Genomic DNA, 19,578 nt, shown 5'->3' with positions numbered 1-19,578 from the left:
TAAAAGTAGGGAAAATGTAGAATATTTCAAATTGTTGATTTTTATGTTTTTACGTTTTTTTGTCATTTCGACGAAGGAGAAATCTTCGTAAGAAACTCTACAAAGATTGAATTCTCGTTGCGGAGCTACTTGTGGAGATTTGCTTCGCCTGTTTGCTATCGCTCGGGTCTCCTTCGTCGAAATGACAAACTAGACGGTTAAATCGTGATAATTTGTAAAATTTGGATTTTTAATCAATCAACTCAAATTCCAAAACTTCGCTCTCAGTTCCATTAATAATGATAGACAATTGATGTTTTCCTGTATGAAAAACACGTGTCGTAATCAATTTAAAAGACTGATTTCTTTCAATTTTCGTTAATTGATTCGGATGGTAAATCTTTTCGCTGATTTTAAAGACTTTTTTCGCCAAATGCCCTTTTGCTTTTTTGTAGTGAACGGCATATTCTAAACGTACTGTTTTTGGCTCTTCATTTTTATTATTTAAATGAAATTGAAACTGAAGGTAATCTCCAATTTTTACCGTTGGTGTTTTAATTTCGAAAGACGAAAGTTCAATGTTCTTACTTTCTAAACCATAATGACTTAAAATTTCAGGATGTCCTTGTTTTAGTAAAGTTCTGCATCCATGTTTGATAATTCCGTCCGTTTCTTTGCTGTGACCTTTCCATCTTGAAGCGATTTCAAGAACAATTTCTGGATTATCTTTTACAATATCATTCAAATTATTGGCAACACTTCTGCGAACATATTCTGAAGGATCGTTTTTTAGATTTTCTAAAATAGGAAGAATAGAAGAAGGATCTTTTTTTAGAAACGGAATTGCCATTGCCCACGGTAATCTTGGGCGTGAACCTTCGCTGGCCAATCTGCGAACGTGGTAATTTTCGTGTAAAGACCATTTTATCATTTCGTCAATCATTCTTTTTTTATATTTTAAAATGAAAGGACGAACGGCAAATTCGCAACTTATGAATTGTGTAATGGAGACAAAGGCTTTTACAGATGTTTCAAAATCGTCTAAACCGTAATTTTCAACATAATCGGCAAAGAAAATGAAAGCCAAATTGCCATCAGTGAAACTATTTTTCTTTAAGTTTTCTATGATTTTATCAATTAGAGAAACGGCTTCGGGGAAATTTTGAGGCATAAATTGGTGAAACACAACTGTTGTGTGCTTCATTCTTTCTTTCCATTCTTTTTGAGCAAAATCACCTTCGTAAATTGCTTCAATGAATTTCTTTTTGTTGAATGAGGGATGCACTTCGGCGACGGCCTGACTAAATTTTTCGTAAAAAGAAACCGAGTAAATATCTTTAATTAATGCCATAATTTTTGCTTGATTGAACTTCAAAGATATTTAATTGAACGCTTATTAAAAGATTAAGTTTTGTTAAGAATTGTAACTTTATTTTTCGGAGTATCTTAATGGTTAAAAAAGAGATATTTAATGTTTTGTGTAATTTTTCATGTTATCGGAATTTTCAAATCCATAAAATATATCCTAATTTAGCATTATTATTAAAAACAGAAAAATGATAAGCGAAGCTCAATTTCAAGCAGAATTACAACTTTTAATTACTAATGCTATTAGAGAAGATGTTGGACCAGGCGATTACAGTTCATTGGCTTGTATTCCAGATTCAGCTCATGGTCAGGCTAAATTATTGGTAAAAGATCAGGGAATAATTGCTGGAGTTGAACTTGCTAAATTGATATTTGAACACGTAGATCCAAAACTAAAAGTGAAAACTTACATAGAAGACGGAACCCATGTAGAATATGGAGAAGTTGTTTTCGAAGTTTCAGGAAGTTCACAATCTATTTTAAAGGCCGAAAGAGTTGTTTTAAACACTATGCAGCGTATGTCTGCAATTGCAACAAAAACAAGCTTTTTGATGGGGCTTATGGAAGGTACAAATGCAAAAATTTTAGACACGCGTAAAACAACGCCAAATTTTAGAGTTGCAGAAAAATGGGCTGTAAAAATTGGAGGCGGAGAGAACCATCGTTATGCTTTGTATGATATGATTATGTTAAAAGACAATCATATCGATTTTGCGGGAGGAATTACGCGCGCTATTGCTAAAACAAAAGAATATTTAGTAGAAAATAATCTTGATTTGAAGATTATTGTTGAAGCTCGTAACTTAGACGAAATCAGGGAGATTTTATTAAGCGACGGTGTTCATAGAATCTTGATAGACAATTTTAATTATGAAGATACGAAAACAGCTGTTGAATTAATTGGTACAAAATGCCAGACAGAATCTTCAGGTAATATTAGCGAAAAAACGATCCGCGAATATGCTTTATGTGGTGTAAATTATATTTCGTCAGGAGCTTTAACGCATTCGGTTCATAACATGGATTTGAGTTTGAAGGCATTTTAAGGAAGTTATGAGTTTTGAGTTATAAGTTATGGGTTTGATTTTAAAGACTATTTGTTTTAATCTAAAATCATAACTCTAAAATCTAAAATCAAAAAATATGTCCCAAGAGATAGAAGCTAGGATTGAGAAGATACCAGTGGTGCGTTCTTTAGCCCGGCTTTTGAAGAAAATTACATTGCCTTGGTTAGAGGGGTTTTCACTGTATGATTTGCTGGAAATGTACACTTTAGGAATTCTAGAAGGTGCTTTTTCGTATCATGCCAGTGCGGTTTCTTTTAGCTTTTTTATGGCACTTTTTCCTTTTGCTCTATTTATTTTAAACTTAATCCCGTTTATTCCGATAGATAATTTTCAAGAAGATTTTTTGCAGTTTGTTCAGCAGAGTGTTCCTCCAAATACTTTCGACGCTATTAGTAAAATTATCAGTGATATCTTAAATAATAGTCACTCAGGTTTATTGTCATCAGGATTTTTGCTTTCTATTTTTTTAATGGCAAATGGAATTAACGGAATCTTAAGTGGTTTTGAATCTTCTAAACATGTTTTTGATAAACGTGGTTTTTTTAGGCAATATTTAGTTGCATTGGCAATTTCTATGGTAATGACGGTTATTCTCTTTGTGACTGTAGCCACAATTGTTGTTTTTGAGGTCTTTATTCAAAAAACAATCATTCAAGATGTGTTAAGTGATCGGATTCCATTGATTATTTTGGGTCGATATTTGTTTGTTGTTTTAATGATTTTGATAACATCTTCAATATTATTGCGTTATGGTACAAAACAGTACAACAAAGTGCCTTTTATAAGCATTGGTTCTGTTTTTACTACGATCTTAATTGTTATATCTTCGTTCTTTTTTGGGATTTGGGTTATAAAATTTTCAAAATATAATGAACTTTATGGTTCTATTGGGACATTATTAATTCTAATGTTTTACATTTGGATAAACTGTATGATTCTGCTTTTAGGGTTCGAATTGAACGCTTCAATCAGAAAATTAAAACAAAAAAAAAATAAATAGTATGAAAAATTGGATGCTAACTATCGGAGTTTTTTTCTTTGCGCTGACCATGCAAAGCCAAAGTGTAATTGGAAAATGGAAAACAATTGATGATGAAACTGGAGAAGCAAAATCTATCGTAGAGATTTACGAGAAATCAGGAAAAATTTATGGTAAAGTAATTGACATTCTTCGTGATAGTCATAAAAAAGATCTCTGCGTAAAATGCGACGGAGCCGAAAAAAACAAGCCAATTTTAGGAATGGTAATTATGAACGGTCTTAAAAAAGATGGTTCAGAATATAATGGAGGAACAATTTTAGATCCAGGAAGCGGTAAAAAGTACAAATGCTATATTACTTTAGAATCTGCTGACAAACTAAAACTTCGTGGATATGTGGGGGTTTCTATAATGGGAAGAACACAATATTGGACGAGAGTAAAAAACTAATAAAAATCTAATGCGAAAATTAGCTTCGATAATTTTATTCTTAGTCATAGTTTCAAACAGCTTTGGACAATCTAAGAATTCGCCATTACAAATAAGTCATCTTACAGGTGACTTTTATGTTTATAGAACTTTTAACGATTATAAAGGAGTAAAGATTTCTGCCAATGCCATGTATCTGGTTACAGATAAAGGTGTTGTTCTTTTTGATGCGCCTTGGGACAAAACACAGTTTCAACCTTTATTAGATAGCATAAAAGCGAAACATAATAAAGATGTGATAATGGTTTTTGCAACGCATTCGCATGACGATCGTGCTGGCGGATTAGGTTTTTACAGAGAAAAAGGAATTAAAACCTATTCAGGCAAATTAACAGATGAAATTCTTAAAAAGAAAAACGAAAAAAGAGCCGAATTTATAATTTCGAATGATACTGTATTTACTGTTGGAAAATATAAATTTGAAGTTTTTTATCCTGGAAAAGGTCATGCGCCAGACAATATTGTTGCATGGTTCGGAAAAGAGAAAATTCTTTACGGAGGCTGTTTTGTAAAAAGCGCCGAAGCGAATGATCTTGGTTATCTAGGAGATGCTAATGTTGGCGAATGGAAAAAATCAATTGCAAAGGTTCAATCGAGATGTAAAAATCCAAAATATATTATTCCAGGACATGACGATTGGACTAATATAGAATCTTTAAATCATACTTTAAAATTAGTCGACGAATATTTGGCTAAATCAACTGGGAAGAAGTGATTTTCCACATCATATAAAGGAGTTACATGTTTTTTATCGAAGTTATTTTACCACTTTCCTTAGCAAAAACTTTTACCTATAGTATTTCTGAGGCCGAATATCATTTCATTAAAAAAGGAATGCGAGTGGCGGTACCTTTTGGTAAAAGTAAAATATATACGGCGCTTGTTCTAGATGTTCATGAAAACGCTCCAACATTATATGAAGCCAAAGAAATTCATCAGATTTTGGATGAAAAACCTATTGCAACCGAAATCCAAATTAAACATTGGCTTTGGGTTGCAAATTATTATATGTGTGGTATTGGAGATGTTTATCGTGGTGCATTTCCAAGCGGATTATTGTTAGAAAGTGAAACTATTATTTCGTATAAACCTGATATTGTAGTAAACGATAGCGAACTTTCTGATGACGAGTTTTTGATTTATGAAGCTTTGCATCATCAAAGTTCTTTGAAGGTTCAAGAAATCTCTTCTATTTTAAATAGAAAAAACATACTTCCAATTCTTCAAAAATTAATAGCAAAAGATATTATATTTTTAGATGAAGAAATAAAAGAAAGCTACAAGCCAAAACTCGTAAGATATGTAAAATTGCATTCAAAGTACGAGTCTGATAATGGTTTGCAGGAATTGCTAGAAGTGTTGAAAAATGCTAATAAGCAAAAGGAAATTGTCCTGACTTATTTTCAGCTTAGCGCTTCGGAGAAAAAGCCTATTACGGTAAAAAAACTAACTGAAATTTCGAATGCGGGTTCAGCAGCGGTAAAATCATTAGTAGAAAAAGAGATTTTCGAGGAATATTATTTACAACATGATCGTATTACTTTTAATGGAGAAAAATCAGAAAAAGAACTCCAATTAAGTGAAGCGCAAGAAAATACTTTTGCAGCAATTAAAGATAGTTTTTCCGAAAAAGAAGTTTGTCTGCTTCATGGCGTAACTTCCAGCGGGAAAACAGAAATATACATTAAATTAATTGAAGAATATCTGCATACAGGAAGACAGGTTTTGTATCTGCTTCCTGAAATTGCGCTTACGACTCAATTAGTGGCTCGTTTGCGTCTTCATTTTGGAGATAAAGTAGCTGTTTTTCATTCAAAATATAGTAATAATGAAAGAGTTGAAGTTTGGAGACAAACACTTGAAAATTCGCCAAAAGCACAAATTGTAATAGGAGCGAGATCGGCCTTGTTTTTGCCTTTTAATGATTTAGGATTATTGATCGTTGACGAAGAGCACGAACAGACTTTTAAACAAACTGATCCAGCGCCAAGATTTCATGCGAGAGATGCAGCAATTGTATTGGCTAGTTTCCATAAGGCAAAAGTATTATTAGGTTCTGCAACGCCAAGTATAGAAACGTATTTTAACACACAAACTGATAAATACGGATTGGTAACTCTTTCTGAACGTTATAAAAAAGTTCGTTTGCCAGAAGTTGTTTTAGTGGATTTAAAAGACAAGCATTTTAGGAAAAGAATGACAGGGCATTTTAGTGATGTTCTTATTGATGAAATTGCCGAAGCTTTGTCTTTGAGCGAACAGGTTATTTTGTTTCAAAATAGAAGAGGATATTCTCCTATTATGGAATGTTTGCGTTGCGGGCACGTTCCGCATTGTCAGCAATGCGATGTTAGTTTGACCTATCATAAGAATAAAAACCAGTTGCGTTGTCATTATTGCGGTTATTCTATTTCAAAACCTACTAATTGCCATAGTTGTTCAAGTATAGATTTGACAACAAAAGGTTTTGGAACAGAGCAAATAGAGCAGGAGTTGGCAACACTTTTTCCTAAAGCTAAAACAGCAAGAATGGATCAAGATACTACTCGAGGCAAGTTTGGTTTTGAAAAGATAATAGATACATTTAAAAATCGGGAAATCGATATTTTGGTTGGAACTCAAATGCTTGCAAAAGGTTTAGATTTTGAAAATGTTAGTTTGGTAGGAATTATGAATGCCGATAATATGCTTCATCATCCTGATTTTAGAGCTTTTGAACGTAGTTTTCAAATGATGACTCAGGTTGCAGGAAGAGCAGGAAGGTTTGAAAAACAAGGAAAAGCTGTTATTCAAACTTATAATCCAAATCATAATACTATTCAGCAGGTTACAGACCATAATTATATAGGTATGTATAAGGAACAACTATATGATAGACAAATCTATAGATATCCGCCTTATTTTAGAATTATAAAACTGACTTTAAAGCATAAAGATTTTGATAAATTAAAAGAAGGATCTATGTGGCTGTATCAGGTTTTAAGCCAAAATTTAGGAATGCCTGTTTTGGGGCCAGAAGAACCTGCAATAAGCAGAATACGAAATGAATATATTAGAACTATCTTAATTAAGATTCCGCAAAATTTGCATTTGGGGAATACAAAAAAAACTATTCAGAAAATGCTGAATAGTTTTGAAGCTATTGCTCAATATAGAGCTATAAAAGTTGTAATTAATGTAGATTTTTACTAGAGCTTTAAGAAGAAGTAGAAAGTGCTTTTACAAGATCTTCTTTTTTATTGCGGCTCAAAGGTATTTTTGTAATTCCTATCTCAGCAAATTTGCTGTTAAAACGCTCAACTTTATCTATATTAATAATGTATGATTTGTGAACGCGAATAAATTTGTCTTTTGATAGATCATTTTCAAAAGATTTCATAGTAGAAAGAACCAGATTACTATCGTCTTCTGTCACTACTCTTACGTAATCTCCAAAAGCTTCAATCCATTTAATTTTTGAAGTGAATATTTTAAGTTTTTTAAGATTACTTTTTATGAAAATATGTTCGCCTTCTTCTTCTTTGATATCTTTTTTAAGCAGATGCATGTCAATTGCTCTTTTTACAGAGGCATTGAAACGGTCAACCGCGATTGGTTTCTGAAGGTAATCTGTTGCATCATAATCAAACGCTTTTAAAGCATATTCAGCTTTAGAAGTGATGAAAATAATTTGCGGTTTTGATTTTAATCCGTCCAGAAAATCAAAGCCATTTATCACTGGCATTTCAATATCAAGAAAAATTAAATCGATATTATTCAAAGAGATACAGCTTTTTGCCTCAATTGCATTCGAAAAATCTCCAATTAAATGCAAGCCTGGATGGTTATTCACCAGTTTGGCAATAATTGTCCTTTGTATAGAACTATCATCTACAACAACACAGTTTAGTTTCATAACATTCAAATTTAGAATAAATTCAGGATAGCAGTAGTAAATGTATTGCTTTTTATAGAAAAAAACTAAAGTGAACGTATATTTTTTGCATTATGACGAATAAAAGGAAAAAAATGTTGGATATTTAAATTTAATGATTACTTTTGCACCCAATTTTAACAAATAAATTTTTTATTTATGAATCATTATGAAACTGTTTTCATTTTAAATCCCGTTTTATCTGAGGTTCAGGTGAAGGAAACAGTAACGAAATTTGAAGAATTTCTTACTAGTAGAGGAGCTGAAATGGTATCGAAAGAGGATTGGGGTCTTAAAAAAATGGCTTACGAAATCCAAAACAAAAAAAGTGGTTTTTATCACTTATTCGAATTCAAAGTAGCTGGAGAAGTTCTTTTAGCTTTTGAAACTGAATTCAGACGTGATGAAAGAGTTATGCGTTTCTTAACTGTAAGTTTAGATAAACATGCTATTTCATGGGCTGAGAGAAGAAGAGCAAAATTAAAATCTACTAAAGCGTAATTATTATGTCTACAATTGAGCAATCTGCAAAAGGAAAAAAAGACGGAGATATCAGATATTTAACGCCTTTAAACATTGAAACTAACAAAACTAAAAAGTATTGCCGTTTCAAAAAATCAGGAATCAAATATATCGATTATAAAGATGCTGATTTCTTATTGAAATTCGTTAACGAGCAAGGAAAAATTCTTCCACGTCGTTTAACTGGAACTTCATTAAAATACCAAAGAAAAGTTTCTGTAGCTGTAAAAAGAGCGCGTCACTTAGCTTTAATGCCATACGTGGCCGATTTATTAAAATAGTATAAAAAAAATCTAGTCGCTGGTTTCTGTTATCAGAACCTAACTTCTAAAATATAAGGACAACAACATGGAAATTATTTTAAAACAAGACGTACAAAACCTAGGGTTTAAAGATGATGTAGTATCTGTAAAGCCTGGTTACGGTCGTAACTTTTTAATTCCTCAAGGTTTTGCTACTTTAGCAACTCCTTCTGCTAAAAAAGTTTTAGCTGAAAACCTAAAACAAAGAGCACACAAAGAAGCTAAAATTGTTGCTGATGCTAAAGCATTAGCTGAAACTTTAAAAGCTCTTGAAATTAAACTTACTGCAAAAGCTGGTGGAGAGAAACTTTTTGGTTCTATCACTAACATCGATATTGCTGAAGCTTTAGAGAAATCTGGTAATGCTATCGATAGAAAATTCATCACTAGCGGTGTTGTAAAACGTTTAGGAAAATACAATGCTACAGTTCGTTTACACAGAGATGTAATCGTTGAATTAGCTTACGAAATTGTTGCTGAAAAGTAATAGTTTTTAAATCTATACAAAAATCCCGATGTAAATCGGGATTTTTTTGTTTAAAACAAGATGAATATTAATAATTAGACTTATGGCTGGTGGCTTTGAGCTTACAGCGTAAAGCATAAAGCCTAAAATAAATGAAATACGCAAGATTAACAAAAGAGCAGTTTGATGAACTTCATGCTGAATTTGCAAGTTTTTTGGCAACACAAACAATCGATAGAAAAGAGTGGGAAGAACTTAAAATTAACAAGCCAGAAGTTGCAGAACAGGAACTAGATGTTTTTTCAGATTTAATTTGGGAAGGTGTACTAGGAAGAGCAGAATATTTAGAACATTTTTCTAAAAATCATATTTTCTTATTTCAATGTTTTGATACTTATATAAAATCTATTGTTTTAAAATCGCTTTCTCCAGAAACTGATTTTTTAACCAAAGAAGGGCTTCAATGGTTAAGTGATAATATGTTTACAGAAAATATCGAAATGAAAGTTGGTAAAAAAGTATTTACCGAGGAAAGAAATTCTTCAATTTTTGAGTTGATTAAACAAGGTGCTTTTTTAAGCGATGGACAGTTATTTAATCAAATTAATACAATAATCGAATCATAATTCGATTTTCATAATTTTTAAAAGGCAAACATTTAGTTTTAGATGTTTGCCTTTTTTTTTGCTTTTTAACTTTTGTTTAAGTTTTTAATGTTTTTTAAGCAGGTGTTTCTACGCATTTATTTTTAATTCTTCAAAGTTTTACAAAACGAGAGCGACATGTGCAGTTCGTCGATCATTATGGTATTAATTACGGATAATTTTTAGTTGCAAAAAGTTGCATTTGTAGGTTTTTACTTTCTTTTTTTGTTTTTAACATATTTTCATCAATTTTTTGTTTAAGAAAAGAATAGCATACTAATTCTGTTAAAGTGGTTGATTTTTCTGATGTTTTTAAAGAGTTAAAATTTTATAGCTTGATATTTAAGATAAAATTATAAGAATTTTATGTTTGTTTTCTGTTTTTGTTTTTTCTAATTTTAGAATACCAAAGTTAAACAAAGTTTCTGCATTGAAATTTTTTTCAAAAACATGACCAATAGAAAAAAATTAAAACTCTTTAAAAACGGGTTTTTTAAATCTTGACATTGTCGAGATTAAAATTGAAAATTATATAATAACTTAATGTGTCTGTGTATGGAATTGACAATTACTTTCTTTATCAAGTTTACTTTAGTTGTTCATTTTATTTTAGCTTTATTTAGCCTCGTGTTAAGCTTACTTCGTTTCAACGATGAGTTTAATCGTTATGAGATATCTAAATTTAGCTCTTTATCCAAAATTTTACATTTTAATTTGCTGTCTTTTAAATTTCCTTTTCGAAGGGTTATTTATGAGAAAGTAAACATTTCATTGATATAACAATTCAATCTTAGTCTTTTTGATTAAGTAATTTAAAGAATGATTAATCAGCTTTCTTTAAAATATTTGAATTTCTTATATAAAGAATCCCCAGTTCTACCCTCAAACTAAAATTTTCATTTATGAAAATTAGACCTGCAACAAATCTCTCCTCTAGGAAAATTGACTACAATCATTTTTCCTTACAAAAAGTTGTACATTTTTTATCTCTTCGAGATAGATTGTGTTCACTGGTATATTTCGATATACCGAATTCAACGTAATTTTTTTGTAAAACTTAGTTTGAAGACTTATTCTATAAGTTTTTAAAATTTGTTTTAACTGTTTGATTTTTAATTGATTGTTTAATTGCGTAGGTGCTTGCACTTACTGCGAGAGGTGTTTTATTGTCCATTTTCTAATCTTCCAAATTATGAAAAAAAAATTTACTTTTTGTAATCTCAAACTTCAAAAGGGATTATTAGGACTTTTAACTTTATTTTTTATATGCACTAATGCATTGTCCCAAACTATTTGTAGACCTGTGTCTCAAACTAATAGTCAGGGCGGATTATTGTGTGTAGGATTAAATGTTGACAGTCCTGCCAATGCTTATGACAGCGCTGGTTTAACGACTTACGCAACTTTAACGAATGCTGTTGGAGTTGGATGTTTTGTCGAAGAGACACTAACCTTAAATCAAACGGCTCGAGCGGGGGACCAAATTGCTATTTATTTTGGCACGGGTAACGGTTTGCTAGATTTAAGTTTATTATCTAATGCTTCACTCCAAGCTAAAAACTCTGGAGCGAATGTAGGTTCGAGTGTAAGCTTAAACAGTCCGCTCTTGAATTTAAATTTGTTAAATGGTAACACTGTGGCAGTTGCAAAGTTTAATGTGACAGCCGATACTAATCAAATTCAAATTCAGGTAGGAGGACTTGTAAGTCTTTTAGTGAGTTTAAGAATTTATGATGTTAGGTTAGAATTTGCACAGCCTACAGTAACAGGAGGTTTAACACAAACTGTTTGTGCTGGGGTTCCAACGACTCTCACAGCTACACCAGCTGCAGGGACAAGTCTTGCTTGGTATAGTTCAGCTTCTTCTACAACAGCTTTAGCAGTTGGTAATACTTATACTACTCCTGCTTTAACTGCGAATACAACATATTATATAGGGATAACTAGAACTGCAGGTTGCGAAGGAAATGTTCGTGTACCTGTTGTTTTAAATGTTTCTAATCCAGTTGCACCAGCAATTAGTAATGTGGGAACTACAGTTTGTTCGACAGCTGCAACACAACAGACAACTTTATCGGTTGTAAATGCTGTGCCAGGAACAACTTATACTTGGTATTCTGCAGGAGGTACAGCTTTGTCGACAGGAACCAGCTATTCTCCAACAGTGCCTTTAGGATCTACTCAATTTTCTGTAGAAGCTTCTATTGGAAGTTGTGTTAGTCCTACTCGAACACCAGTTACAGTTATTTCTACAGCAGTTCCTGCAACACCAACAGTTTTAACTCAGAGTGTTACAATTCAGTCAGGGCAAAATGCAACTTTGACAGCAACAACTTCAGAGCCTGGAGTACAATTAAATTGGTATGAAACTGCTACAGGCGGAACAGCAGTAGCAACAAATACTTCTTCTTTTACAACACCAATTTTAACAGCTACAAAAACCTATTATGTTGAAGCACAAAGTCCGAATGGAAATTGTGTGAGTGCAGCGAGAGTGCCAGTATTGGTAACAGTTCAGCCAGCTTCTTTGGTTGGGTGTTTGGAAGCAGGAAGCCAGCAAATAGTTCAAAATGGTTTATGTTTATTGTGTAGTTCCACAAATCCGAATAATTCTGTTGATGGAAATATTGCAACAGCAACAAGGCTTACTGTTCCAGTTGGTTTAATAAACGGATATATTCAACAAACCTTACAATTCAATAATCCAGGTAAAGCTGGTGATATCGTAGATGTCGAAATGGAATTGCCTGGCGGTATAGCAGATGTTCAATTATTAAGCGCTGTTAGTTTGGCAACTTATAATGGAGCAACTTATAATAATGATAGAGTTGCAATTAATAATCCGCTTATTACTTTACAATTATTAAGTGGAAATAGATTTAGAGCAAGTGTTACAGCTGGAGCAAATTTCGATCGTGTTGAAATTCGATTAGGAGGTTTGGCAACAGTATTAACAAGTGTAGATATTTATCAAGCAACTTACAGATATAAAGTACCAGTTATTTCTGGTAATACCACAATTTGTAGCGGACAAACAACAACTCTTACGGCTTCACTTGCAGTTGGAGAAACTGTTAATTGGTATGACGCAGTTACAGGAGGAACACTATTAGCTTCTACTGCTGCATTTACAACACCTGCTTTGACAGCGCCTGCAACTTATTATATTGAAGTAACTAGAAATGGTTGTGTGAATAGTGAAAGAACTCCAGTTCAGGTATTAATCACTAATCCTGTTTTGCCTACAGTTAATTCATCTCCAACAACAATCTGTAGCGGACAATCTACCACTTTAACTGTTCAGGCTCCAGTTGCAGGTACAACTTACAATTGGTATGATGCTGCAGCAGGAGGTAATTTAGTATTTACAGGCACTTCATTTACAACACCTGCCTTAACTGTAAATACAGATTATTTTGTAGAAGCTGCAATTGGAGATTGTACGACACCAACTCGTACTGCAGTAAATTTAATTGTTAGCCCAATACCAGCAACGCCAACTTTTGTATCATCTAATGTAATTATCCAATCTGGTCAAAGCGCTACATTGGCAGTTGCAAACCCAGTTGCAGGAGTAAGATACAATTGGTATAATGCTGCATCAGGCGGAACACTTTTAGCAACCAACGTTACATCATATACTACTCCTGCATTATCGGCTAATCAAACTTATTATGTAGAAGCTACAAATATAGCGACTGATTGTGCTAATTCTGCTAGAGGATCTGTTACAGTAACTGTGATTGCAGCTGCAAGTACTTGTTTACAGGCTTCAAGTCAAATAACATCAACAGATGGAGTATTATGTGCTTTATGTACTGTGACTAATCCAAATGACTCTGTAGATGGCGATATTAATACATACGCACAATTATCGGTGCCAATTGGTGTGGCCGGATACATACAGCAACAATTAATTTTTGCAAATCCAGGCCAAATAGGAGATGTTATCGATGTTGATTTGGAAGTGCCAGGAGGACTTTTAGATATAAGTTTATTATCTAATATTACGCTAGCAACTTATAATGTAGCGACTTATAATAATGATAGAACTGCAATCAATAATAATTTATTGACTATTCAATTATTATCTGGAAATAAATTTAAAGCTAGTATTACTGCGACTGCGCCATTTGATCGTGTTGAAGTAAGATTAGGAGGAACAGCAACTTTGTTAAGCAATGTATACATCTACCAAGCTGCATATAGATTTCCAAATGCTACAATTACGGGGGCTGCAACGCCAATTTGTGCGGGACAAACAGCTTCTTTAACAGCCTCATCAACAGGAACTGAAACTTTTACATGGTACGATTCTCCAACAGGAGGAAATATTGTTACAGTAAACCCAACAGCACCTTTAACAGCTTCAACTACTTATTATTTACAAGGTACAAGAGTTGGTTGTGAGAACAGTTTACGTCAAGCGGTTACGGTTACAGTTTTACCAATTCCAACAGCAGCTGATATTGTAATTACAACTCCAGTTGAAGCTACTTGTGCAGGAGAGGCAGTTTTGACGCCATCTTCTCCAATAGCAGGTGTTCAATTTAAATATTATACCGATCAAGCTAAAAGTACTGAAATTGTAGATGGAAGTGTAATTGGCGGAGTAACATTTGCAAAAGATGCAGGTACAGGCGCTCTTTCATTAACAGGATTAAGTGCTGCTGGAACTCCTTACAATTATTATGTTTCAGCGGTTAACGGAGGCACTTGCGAAAATGTAAATGGGACATTAAAACAAGTAACGGTTAATTTCCCTTCAACAACAGTATTGACTGTAAATTCTACATTGATAGGTTGTGGAAGTGCTAATCTAAGAAATGCTATTACTAATTTTGATTCATCAGGAAGTACTACTTATACTTTTTATGATCCTTTAAATAATGTAATAACTGCTGATGCCGCAGCTAATATTACTACAGGAGGTATTTATTCTATAGAAGCGCAAAGTAATACTGCTACTTGTCCATCTGTTAGACAATCTGTAACAGTAACAATTAACGCTTTACCAAGTTTGGTGGTAACAAATCCTCAAGAATCTGTAAATATTGGAAGCAATGTTACATTAAGTGCAGTTTCTACTGGAACAATTACATGGTTTGGACCTCAAGGAAATGCAATTGCAGGACCTCCTTTTACAACAGGAGTATTAAATACACCAGGGGTTTATACTTATACAGCTGTTGCTAGCGATGGAACTTGTACTACTACAGCAACAAAAGTAATTAACGTCATAGATCTAAGCAATTGTCAATCATTAGCAGAAAGAGTATATGCAACAGATCAAACTTCTGGCTCAATAATTACAGGAACTGTTTCTGATGGTGCAAATGCTGTTGATGGAAATCCACAGACGTATTCAACTATTACTACTGGTTTAGGACTTTTAGGAGTAGGTACAACTTGGCAGAATTTAACTTGGCCGGCACCTATAGCTAAAGGAACGCCAGTAACTGTTAAATTAGGTTCTGAATATAGTCTTTTAGCTGTAGGACAAAACCTTTCAGTTATCGGAACAATTGGTGGCGTTGACATTGGAGCAATGCAATCAGTATCTGGTTCGTTACTAAACTTAATCTCAGGAGATAATACCTATGAATTTACTTTTGTTCCTTCAGATGCATCTGGACCACAAGATTATGATGGAATTAGAATTCAGTCTGCTTCAGTTTTAAGTCTTGCTCAAAACACAAAAGTATTTGATGCACATTACAACAGACAGGTTTCTGCAGTAACATGTACTCCAGGAGATATTCAAGATATTTTTTATGGCGCAACAGATTTAGGTCTTCCAGTTGGAGCTGTAACAGCAGCAGTTGGGGTAAGCGATGCTTGGAATATTGCAGATAATGATATAACTACGTTTGCAACTATGTATAGTGGAGTGGGGGCTTTAGCAGCAGCCGATCTAACAGTACAATTTAAAACGCCTTCTGTTCTTAGTGATACTTTGAGAATTGTGGTTTCTAAACCAGGAACACTTTTAAACGTTAATTTATTGACTGGATTTACTATTCAGCGTTATTTAGGAAATGTTGCTGTTGGTGCTCCAATTCAAAACACAAGTACTTTATTAAGTATAAAATTATTGCCAGGAAATTCTTTGGCAATGGTATTGGTATCTTCGCCAACAGAAATTTATGATAGAGTAAGAATACGTTTAGGAGGTGTTGTTGGAGTGTTAGATTTTTTAAGAGTTCATACAGTAGAAAGAACTGCTAATACAACCATTATTGGAGCAGATCCTCAAAATAAAATTACGGTCTGTCCAGGATCCGATATTGCGCTCCAAATTCCCGAAGAAGCTTGTTCTACTTACATTTGGTATGACGCAGAAACGGGAGGAAATGTTGTTGGCAACGGTCCTACTTTTACAGTACCAGCTACTTTAGCAGCGGGAACTTATAAATATTATGTTCAGCCAGTACGATATGGCTGTGAAACTTTTGCGAGAGGAGAAGTAACTGTTGAAGTTAAAGCTTCTGCTCCAGTAAATGCTTTAACAGATATTACTTTAAATGGAGGAACAGCAACTTCAGTTTGTTCAGCTACTGGTACAGTTACTTTACAAACTAGTTTAAGCGGAACACCTGTTTTAACAAATCCAGTTTATTCTTGGTATAGTTTTAATGGAACAACTAGCCAAATAATTCCAGGAGAGACAACTGCTCAATTAGTGGTTAATAATTTGACACCTGGAACTTATACTTATTATGTTGGAGTAACTTCAGATGAATTTTGTGAAACTGCGGCCGCAGATCGAAAACAAATTACATTTACAATTTTACCTCCTTCAACTGTAAATGATATTTTAATTGATGATATAACGGTTTGTCATAGTTTACCTGCATCATTGACACCAACTGCACCAACATTAACAAGCCCTGTATTTACATGGTATTTAGATACTGCCAAAACACAGCCTATTACAAATGGTGCAATTATAAGCGGAGTAACTTATTCAATAGATGCTACGGGCGTATTAACAGCAGTTGGACTAACAAAAGCGGTAAGTCCGATAACTTATTATGTTGCGGTTTCAAGTACAAATACCTGCGAAAATCTTTCAGGAACATTACAAGATGCCGTTATTATGATTAGTGATCCAAATACACCAACAACGACAGATAATACTCAAGATTTTTGTTTATCTACAGCTTCTACCGTTGCTAATATCCAAGTGAATGAAAGCAATGTTATTTGGTATGATGCGCCAACAGGAGGAAACGTGATTGCCTCAACAACGGCTTTAGTAAGCAGAATCTATTATGGAGCTGCAACAGATGCAGTTACTGGCTGCGAAAGTTCAGTGAGACTTGCAGTTACAGTTACCGTTACAGATCCTGCAACGCCAACTACAACAGACACGACACAGGATTTCTGTCTTGTAAACGCACCGACATTTGCAAGCATTCAGACAAATGAAACAAATGTTGTATGGTATAACGCTTCAACTGGCGGAACAGCGATTCCATCAGCAACAGCATTAACAAGCGGAACATATTATGCAGCATTAGCTGATGCAGCCACAGGCTGTGAAAGTTCAGTGAGGCTTGCAGTTACTGTAACAGTTACTGATCCTGCAACGCCAACGACTACAGATACGACACAGGATTTCTGTTTAGTGAATGCACCGACTTTTGCGAGCATTCAGACAAACGAAACCAATGTAGTGTGGTATAATGCTTTAACAGGCGGAACAGCAATTCCAGCAGCAACAGCATTAACAAGCGGCACTTATTATGCAGCATTAGCTGATGCAGCTACAGGCTGTGAAAGTTCATTGAGATTGGCGGTTACAATCAGTGTGACTGACCCTGGAACACCTACGACTACAGACACAACACAGGATTTCTGTTTAGTGAATGCACCGACTTTTGCAAGCATTCAGACAAACGAAACTAATATAGTTTGGTATAATGCAGCGACAGGCGGAACGGCAATTCCAGCAGCAACAGCTTTAACTAGTGGGACTTATTATGCAGCTTTATTAGATGCAGCTACAGGCTGTGAAAGCGCAGTGAGACTAGCTGTAACGATCAGCGTAACTGATCCAGCTACGCCAACTACTACTGATACAACACAGGATTTCTGTCTGGTTAATGCACCAACATTTGCGAGCATTATGACAAACGAGACAAATGTAGTGTGGTATAGCGCTTCAACAGGCGGAACAGCGATTCCATCGGCTACAGCATTGACAAGCGGAACATATTATGCAGCATTAGCTGATGCGGCAACAGGCTGTGAAAGTTCAGTGAGACTTGCAGTTACCGTAACAGTTACAGATCCTGCAACGCCAACCACTACAGATACAACACAGGATTTCTGTCTTGTAAATGCACCGACTTTTGCGAGCATTCAGACAAATGAAACAAATGTAGTATGGTATAATGCAGCGACAGGCGGAACAACGATTCCTTCTACTACAGCACTAACAAGCGGAACATATTATGCGGCTTTATTAGATGCAGCAACAGGCTGCGAAAGCTCAGTGAGATTGGCGGTTACAATCAGCGTGACTGACCCTGGAACGCCTACGACTACAGACACAACACAGGATTTCTGTTTAGTGAATGCACCGACTTTTGCAAGCATTCAGACAAACGAAAATAATATAGTATGGTATAATGCAGCTACAGGCGGAACAGCGATTCCAGCAGCAACGGCATTGACAAGCGGCACTTATTATGCAGCTTTAGCTGATGCGGCGACTGGATGTGAAAGTGCAGTGAGACTAGCTGTAACGATCAGCGTAACTGATCCAGCTACGCCAACTACTACTGATGCAACACAAGATTTCTGTCTGGTTAATGCACCAACATTTGCGAGCATTCAGATAAACGAGACAAATGTAGTTTGGTATAATGCGGCGACAGGCGGAACGGCAATTCCATCGGCAACGGCATTGACAAGCGGAACATATTATGCGGCATTAGCTGATGCGGCTACAGGCTGTGAAAGTTCAATGAGACTTGCAGTTACTGTAACAGTTACAGATCCTGCTACGCCAACCACTACAGACACGACACAGGATTTCTGTCTGGTAAATGCACCGACATTTGCGAGCATTCAGACAAACGAAACAAATGTAGTGTGGTATAATGCAGCGACAGGCGGAACAGCAATTTCTTCTACTACAGCATTAACAAGCGGAACCTATTATGCTGCTTTAGCTGATGCCGCAACAGGCTGCGAAAGCTCAGTGAGGTTGGCGGTTACAATCAGCGTGACTGACCCTGGAACGCCTACGACTACAGACACAACACAGGATTTCTGTTTAGTGAATGCACCGACTTTTGCAAGCATTCAGACAAACGAAACTAATATAGTGTGGTATAATGCAGCTACAGGCGGAACAGCGATTCCAGCAGCAACGGCATTGACAAGCGGCACTTATTATGCAGCTTTAGCTGATGCGGCGACTGGATGTGAAAGTGCAGTGAGACTGGCTATAGTAATTACAGTTACAGATCCTGCAACACCAACCACTACAGATGCAACACAAGATTTCTGTCTGGTTAATGCACCAACATTTGCGAGCATTCAGACAAACGAGACAAATGTAGTTTGGTATAATGCGGCGACAGGCGGAACGGCAATTCCATCGGCAACGGCATTGACAAGCGGAACATATTATGCGGCATTAGCTGATGCGGCTACAGGCTGTGAAAGTTCAGTGAGACTTGCAGTTACTGTAACAGTTACAGATCCTGCTACGCCAACCACTACAGACACGACACAGGATTTCTGTTTAGTGAATGCGCCAACATTTGCGAGCATTCAGACAAACGAGACAAATGTAGTGTGGTATAGCGCTTCAACAGGCGGAACAGCAATTC

12 protein-coding genes are annotated in these 19,578 nt (G+C 35.0%); 10 read left to right on the top strand and 2 right to left on the bottom strand.

Features of this window, described 5'->3' with window-relative positions; all coding sequences use genetic code 11:
* Window positions 1–229: 229 nt before the first annotated feature.
* Window positions 230–1,330, bottom strand: coding sequence for a DNA alkylation repair protein (locus OD917_RS18150; protein WP_263524841.1), 1,101 nt, complete (start codon window positions 1,328–1,330; stop codon window positions 230–232).
* A 205-nt stretch (window positions 1,331–1,535) separates the two neighbouring features.
* Between OD917_RS18150 and nadC the strand changes: the two genes are divergently transcribed.
* From nadC to priA, 5 genes are all read left to right on the top strand, one after another.
* Window positions 1,536–2,393 carry a carboxylating nicotinate-nucleotide diphosphorylase gene (nadC, locus tag OD917_RS18145; RefSeq protein WP_263524840.1) on the top strand — a complete coding sequence of 286 codons (858 nt, stop codon included), beginning with the start codon at window positions 1,536–1,538 and terminating at the stop codon, window positions 2,391–2,393.
* 97 nt (window positions 2,394–2,490) lie between these two features.
* Entirely contained in the window at window positions 2,491–3,414 is a 924-nt protein-coding gene (locus OD917_RS18140) for a YihY/virulence factor BrkB family protein (RefSeq protein ID WP_263524839.1), read from the top strand.
* Between the two features lies 1 nt (window position 3,415).
* Window positions 3,416–3,844, top strand: a complete 429-nt coding sequence (locus OD917_RS18135; RefSeq protein WP_263524838.1) for a DUF2147 domain-containing protein — start codon at window positions 3,416–3,418, stop codon at window positions 3,842–3,844.
* 10 nt (window positions 3,845–3,854) lie between these two features.
* Complete coding sequence (gene bla-B1-FLAV, locus OD917_RS18130; protein ID WP_263524837.1) at window positions 3,855–4,598, top strand: subclass B1 metallo-beta-lactamase; 744 nt, start codon at window positions 3,855–3,857, stop codon at window positions 4,596–4,598.
* A 26-nt stretch (window positions 4,599–4,624) separates the two neighbouring features.
* The gene (gene priA / locus OD917_RS18125; protein WP_263524836.1) at window positions 4,625–7,075 is read left to right on the top strand and encodes a primosomal protein N'; all 2,451 of its coding nucleotides are present in this window, start codon (window positions 4,625–4,627) and stop codon (window positions 7,073–7,075) included.
* Window positions 7,076–7,079: 4 nt separating this feature from the next.
* Here the strand turns inward: priA and OD917_RS18120 are convergent, their stop codons facing one another.
* A complete protein-coding gene (locus OD917_RS18120) occupies window positions 7,080–7,778 on the bottom strand; it encodes a LytR/AlgR family response regulator transcription factor (RefSeq protein WP_008463025.1) in 699 nt (232 codons plus the stop codon).
* A 177-nt stretch (window positions 7,779–7,955) separates the two neighbouring features.
* Between OD917_RS18120 and rpsF the strand changes: the two genes are divergently transcribed.
* The 5 genes from rpsF to OD917_RS18095 form a co-directional block, all read left to right on the top strand.
* Window positions 7,956–8,297 carry a 30S ribosomal protein S6 gene (gene rpsF / locus OD917_RS18115; RefSeq protein WP_068842999.1) on the top strand — a complete coding sequence of 114 codons (342 nt, stop codon included), beginning with the start codon at window positions 7,956–7,958 and terminating at the stop codon, window positions 8,295–8,297.
* A 5-nt stretch (window positions 8,298–8,302) separates the two neighbouring features.
* The gene (rpsR, locus tag OD917_RS18110; protein ID WP_002987043.1) at window positions 8,303–8,599 is read left to right on the top strand and encodes a 30S ribosomal protein S18; all 297 of its coding nucleotides are present in this window, start codon (window positions 8,303–8,305) and stop codon (window positions 8,597–8,599) included.
* A 67-nt stretch (window positions 8,600–8,666) separates the two neighbouring features.
* Window positions 8,667–9,107 carry a 50S ribosomal protein L9 gene (gene rplI / locus OD917_RS18105; protein WP_202001440.1) on the top strand — a complete coding sequence of 147 codons (441 nt, stop codon included), beginning with the start codon at window positions 8,667–8,669 and terminating at the stop codon, window positions 9,105–9,107.
* Between the two features lie 131 nt (window positions 9,108–9,238).
* Window positions 9,239–9,712: a DUF6495 family protein gene (locus tag OD917_RS18100; protein ID WP_263524835.1), complete on the top strand. Its 474-nt coding sequence runs from the start codon at window positions 9,239–9,241 to the stop codon at window positions 9,710–9,712.
* Window positions 9,713–10,922: 1,210 nt separating this feature from the next.
* The coding region (locus tag OD917_RS18095; protein ID WP_263524834.1) for a hypothetical protein at window positions 10,923–19,578 on the top strand (8,656 nt) is incomplete at its 3' end.

This window comes from Flavobacterium sp. SH_e (genome assembly GCF_025717045.1).
Classification (GTDB): domain Bacteria; phylum Bacteroidota; class Bacteroidia; order Flavobacteriales; family Flavobacteriaceae; genus Flavobacterium.
The sequence above is the reverse complement of the archived record's forward strand: the minus strand, read 5'-3'. Positions and strand labels throughout refer to the sequence as shown.